The following is a 4722-nucleotide window of genomic DNA, read 5'->3' on the forward strand; positions in this document are numbered from 1 at the left end:
CTGGCCGAAGTCGACGTACTGCGCGTCGGCCTCGATGCCGATCACGACGCCCGAGCCCGGGGTGAACTGGTAGTTGTAGCCGACCTGGCCACCGCCGGTGAAGCCGTCGTTGCCGCGGCTGCCGCCGAAGGCGAGCACGCCAGCGCGGTTACCACCGGCCGGACCGGCGAAGATCGCGTTCTGCGGCGAGACGCCGACCACGGTGGCGCCGCGGTTGTCGTTGGCATCGAAGCCGTAGCCGGCGTTGATACCGAAGTAGGCGCCCGTCCAGGTGAACACCGGAACCGGGGTGAACACCGGCGGCGGAGCGCGACGCGGAAGGTCGGCGGCCGAAGCGGCAGCGGTGAGAGCCGTGAAGGCTGCGAGGGACGTAAGGATCTTGTTCATATCTAGGGTACCGATCGGTATGTCTGGTTGACGGACAAACTACCCTTTTCTCAGCGAGTAGATGTAGCGTTCAGGACACACCGACGATCCCTATATTCTTATCCAAACACGCTTTCTCATCATTGGGGCGTGTCCTTCTTGAGCGCGTCTTCTCATAAGCCTTTGATGCGAAGGCGAGCTTGTCGCTCGGGCGTGGCTTTCTCAGGCTGCGCCACAGGCGTTACCCCCAGAGTTAACACCCGACCTGATGACCGAGAGGCATGCGCATTGAGACGTCGTTTCAGGCGGTCGCCGGGTCGGCTCCCGTCATGGCGGATAGATCCCCCGAAACAGGTCCCCCATTGCCCGCCGACGAAACAGGGTTCGCCACCGCCGACGCTGATGCTCCGGCCGGTCGTGGTGCACGTGGCAGCGCTGGCAAAACGCGACGAGGTTAGCATCCGCGTTGTTCGCGGTGTCGTGGTCCCGATGGGCCGTCGCGAGCACGACGCGTGTCGTGCGCAGGCTTCCCGTCAGGTCATCCAGGGTCGGCAATTTAGCGACGTTCCTGCCCCGCCCGTCGCGCCAGGCTCCGATGCTGGCATCCCACCAGCGCCCATCACCGAGATGATACACGGTCAGCCCATGGGGCCGACCGCAGCCCTCACAGGCGCCGCCAGCGCGCTGAAACCGGACCATGGCCGACAATTCGCGCCAGTCGATCGGGTAGAAGAAGCGGTGCTCTCGCCGGATCGGCATTTTGCGATCCTTGAAGTGGGGCAGGCGTCGCGTGAAGCTTAGAAGCGAAAGGGTTCGCCATGCCGTGTCTAAAGCGTCACACGTCGAGGACAAGCCGCTTTCCGATCGCGACTGTCTGCCAGACCGAAAATGCAACGCTTGGCAGGTTGTTCGCTGCAGCGCAGCGACCTAGGTTCGCAGTGCGGGACGGCGATGGCGTCGCGGTCCCGCTGTCCTTCTTGGACGTTTCCTCCCAAGACTTCGGGCCGCTCCTTCGGGGGTGGCCTTTTTTCGTTGAGTAGCAGCACTCCTATCCGCGCCTGGCCAGAGGACGTCGTTGGCCGCTGAATGCGATTGCATCCCGCTCCGTTCGCAACGTTGTCACCTCAGCCTGCAGAACCTCGATGCGGGCATGCATCTCGCCGGCATCGACGGCGGTCTCGATCAGGAGTTCCTGCGCCTCGGCGAGGGCCGCGCGCAGTTCCGCGTTCTCGGTTGCGAGCGCCACGACCAGAGCCGTCGTCTCGTCGCCCGTCTTTTGGCAATCTGATCCGGTCAACGGCTTGTCAGCGAAACGTGCGATTGCAGTCTGCAGGCTTCACCGAATGAGCTCGTCTTCGAAGGCAGCGAGCTTCCGTCCGGTCTTGATCGCCAGGTGGTACTGCTTGGCCGCGAGCGCGTCGTGGATTGCGACGAGATACGGCGCCGAGCCTGGGATCGTCTTCAGGATCTCGGTCGACTGCAGCACAAGGAGGTTCTCTGCCTCCGCAGCACTCTCATCGAGATAAATGACCTGCAGGGTCACGCAGAGCTTCTTACTCGCCGTGTCGGCGTCCGCTTCGCGGATGATCTCGCTCTCGCGCAGGAACCTGCACGGCGTCTCGACGAGGAAGACCGACCGGCGATCCCCGTTCCGGATCAGCGCTCCGTTGATGATCAGCCGTTCCGCGGGCTTCAGTTCGATGCGTAGCGCCATGCCGGCAACTCCTTTCTAGAGACGCCTCGACCAACAACACGATCTGTTAACGTTGTTTAAACTCCCGTGGGCATAGTGATCCAATAACACGTGCTGAATGCTCGACCTGCCCGATTTGACGGGTCGGTTTAACGCGTCGGTAGGTGGCGACATGTTTGTTCACGAGGCCGGCAAAAAGCCGGTCCTCTGATCAAGTATGGATCTCATCTCATGTCCGGCGTTTCTCTCACCGCTGCTACCCGCCAGAACCTGCTCTCGCTGCAGGACACGGCCGCGCTGTCCTCCACGACGCAGAACCGTCTCTCCACCGGCAAGAAGGTCTCTTCGGCCCTCGACAACCCGGTCAACTTCTTCACGGCGCAGAGCCTGTCGAACCGCTCCTCGGACCTCGGCAGCCTGCTCGACAGCATCTCCAACGGCGTGCAGACCATCCAGGCGGCCAACCAGGGCCTGACCTCGATCCAGAAGCTCGTGGACTCGGCCAAGTCGACCGCCAACCAGGCGCTTGCCACGCAGATCACCACGACCGGAACGGCTGCTAACGCGTTCTCGGCCGCTACCAACACCGTCAACCTCGAAGTGAACGGGACCGCGGTCACTACCGACCTGACCACGGCCGACACCATCGACACGGCGATTGCCAAGCTGAACACAGCCGTCAGTGCTCAGGGCGCCGGCAACGCGTTCAGTAAGGACGTCACCGGCACCAAGATCGTCGTCAACGCCACCGCCGACATCGAATTCTCGACGCCCGCCGACCAGACCAACCTCGGCTTTGCAAGCGGGACCGCCAACGCGGGTCCGCAGTACGGCACCGCCTCTACCGCCGGACAGAGCTCCAACCTGACGGTGACCGGCGTCAAGGAGCGGAAGGCGCTCGCGTCGCAGTACAACAGCCTGCTGACGCAGATCGACCAGCTGGCCAAGGACTCGAGCTTCAACGGCACCAACCTGCTCTCGAGCAGCGCATCCTCGAACAAGCTGCACATCTCGTTCAACGAGAAGGACACGTCGAACCTCGACGTTCAGGGCGTCGATGCGACCTCGACCGGTCTTAAACTGGGTTCGATCACCGGTAATTCCGGCTCAACGGCGGACGGCAAGGGCAACTTCCTTCTCGACAGCTCGGTCAACACCACGCTCAGCAGCCTAACAAGCGCATCTACGACGCTGCGCTCGCAGGCCTCGACCTTCGGCTCGAACCTGTCGGTGGTGCAGAACCGCCAGGACTTCACCAAGAACCTGCAGAACGTGCTCGACACTGGTGCGTCCAAGCTCACCGATGCCGACCTGAACGAAGAGGCCGCGAACTCCCAGGCGCTGTCGACCCGCCAGTCGCTCGGCATCTCGGCCCTCTCGCTGGCCAACACCGCGCAGCAGGGCGTGCTTCAGCTCCTCCGCTAGGCGTCTTCAGCAATCACGACAGGATAAAGCGGCCGGGGCATTGTTCCGGCCGCTTTTTTTCCATTTCCTCCGTCACTAAGCCGACGACCTGTCGCCGTGTCTTGTTGCTCATCCTTCAGCAACCTGTCTGGCGCACTCTAGTCCACGCCGCATCCGCGGCCAGCAGGTCGCCCGATCCGCTGCGGCGGTCCTGCCCTCCCCCCACGGCAGGACCGCCTCCTATCTCTCGCTTGGTACGTCCCCTCGTGCTCTCATGACCTGACGTCGGCCCAACGTCGTGCGCACACGGGCTGACAGGGCAAGGCGCAACCGGATCCGGTCAGCGGCTGATGCAAATTATTTTCGACCGCTGACCGCTCAGACCATTTCGGCTTTCATGTCGCGCCCAGATCATCGGGGCTCCGCCAACCGGAGCCGTACCGATGTCCCTCGCGACCACCACTGATACCACCGCCATCAAGCCCGCGCTCCTCTCGAAGTACGAGATCCAGCGCAACGAACGCCATGCCAAGGCGCAGATCCGGTCTGACGCCAAGCGTCGGGAGAAGAACGCCCCGCGCCGAGACGACATGGCGCGGGCTGCCTACTATGCCTTGATGATGTTCTACGAGGAGGCTGGGACCGAAGCCGATCGGGCGTCATTCAGGGATCCCTTCGTCCGGGTCCTTACCGCGGCCGGCTACCCGCCCGAGGTCTGCTCGGCGCTGTTCGACGGACATGTCGGCAGCCTGCTCGACGACCTCGACGGCTGGCTTGCGCAGCGCTGGTACACCGAGGGGCGCCGCCTGAAGGACAACCGCAGTCGCTACGTACCGCTGGATCGGGGCAACCCCAAGAAGGGCAAGGTCGGCTCGACAGCTCTGACCTCGTTCCTCGCGCCCTCGGCCAACCGATCAGCTGCTGACTAGGAGTAACGGGGGAGTATGGGGGGTAAGGTGTCAGCCGCTGATTGGGAAGGGTGTTACCATCCCGAGCCAATCAGGGCGGATAGGCATAGCCTAAATCAGGCAGGGGGTCGGACAATTTGTGAGATCGGGAGAGGGCATCCCCCCTCCCGCATAGCGCTCTCTAGGCCTACTCCGCTGTGCCCCACTCGTCCTTGGCTTCGGCAGCGGTCCTGTTCAAGCGCACCTCACCGTTCTCGACAGCGTCTATCGAGTCGACATGGATGAAGTGATGCACGCCCTCCGCGTCCGGGTCAGTGCGGGTCAGCTTGATGCGCTGCCCATCGAGATGAT

General features: G+C 63.1%; 6 protein-coding genes and 1 pseudogene. 3 read left to right on the forward strand and 4 right to left on the reverse strand.

Annotated elements, in window-relative coordinates; all coding sequences use genetic code 11:
- Both MKK60_RS13470 and MKK60_RS13475 read right to left on the reverse strand, forming a co-directional pair.
- Nucleotides 1-387 (reverse strand): annotated as a pseudogene (locus tag MKK60_RS13470) (porin family protein); the annotation flags it as partial.
- A gap of 306 nt (nucleotides 388-693) precedes the next feature.
- Nucleotides 694-1125, reverse strand: coding sequence for a hypothetical protein (locus tag MKK60_RS13475; protein WP_243986478.1), 432 nt, complete (start codon nucleotides 1123-1125; stop codon nucleotides 694-696).
- A 391-nt stretch (nucleotides 1126-1516) separates the two neighbouring features.
- On the opposite strand from MKK60_RS13475, the gene MKK60_RS28595 reads away from it, so the two are divergent.
- A complete protein-coding gene (locus MKK60_RS28595; RefSeq protein WP_313901124.1) occupies nucleotides 1517-1654 on the forward strand; it encodes a hypothetical protein in 138 nt (45 codons plus the stop codon).
- A 48-nt stretch (nucleotides 1655-1702) separates the two neighbouring features.
- Here MKK60_RS28595 and MKK60_RS13485 read toward each other — a convergent pair whose 3' ends face one another.
- On the reverse strand, nucleotides 1703-2080 hold the full coding sequence (locus tag MKK60_RS13485; protein WP_243986480.1) for a flagellar biosynthesis repressor FlbT: 378 nt from the start codon (nucleotides 2078-2080) through the stop codon (nucleotides 1703-1705).
- Between the two features lie 210 nt (nucleotides 2081-2290).
- Between MKK60_RS13485 and MKK60_RS13490 the strand changes: the two genes are divergently transcribed.
- Both MKK60_RS13490 and MKK60_RS13495 read left to right on the forward strand, forming a co-directional pair.
- Complete coding sequence (locus MKK60_RS13490; protein WP_243986482.1) at nucleotides 2291-3484, forward strand: flagellin; 1194 nt, start codon at nucleotides 2291-2293, stop codon at nucleotides 3482-3484.
- Nucleotides 3485-3906: 422 nt separating this feature from the next.
- Nucleotides 3907-4392, forward strand: a complete 486-nt coding sequence (locus MKK60_RS13495) for a hypothetical protein (RefSeq protein ID WP_243986484.1) — start codon at nucleotides 3907-3909, stop codon at nucleotides 4390-4392.
- A gap of 166 nt (nucleotides 4393-4558) precedes the next feature.
- Here MKK60_RS13495 and MKK60_RS13500 read toward each other — a convergent pair.
- Nucleotides 4559-4722, reverse strand: a 164-nt coding sequence (locus MKK60_RS13500) for a DUF2171 domain-containing protein (protein WP_279604092.1), incomplete at its 5' end; no start/stop codon positions are given.

It is taken from the genome of Methylobacterium sp. J-092 (assembly GCF_022829325.1).
GTDB lineage: Bacteria > Pseudomonadota > Alphaproteobacteria > Rhizobiales > Beijerinckiaceae > Methylobacterium.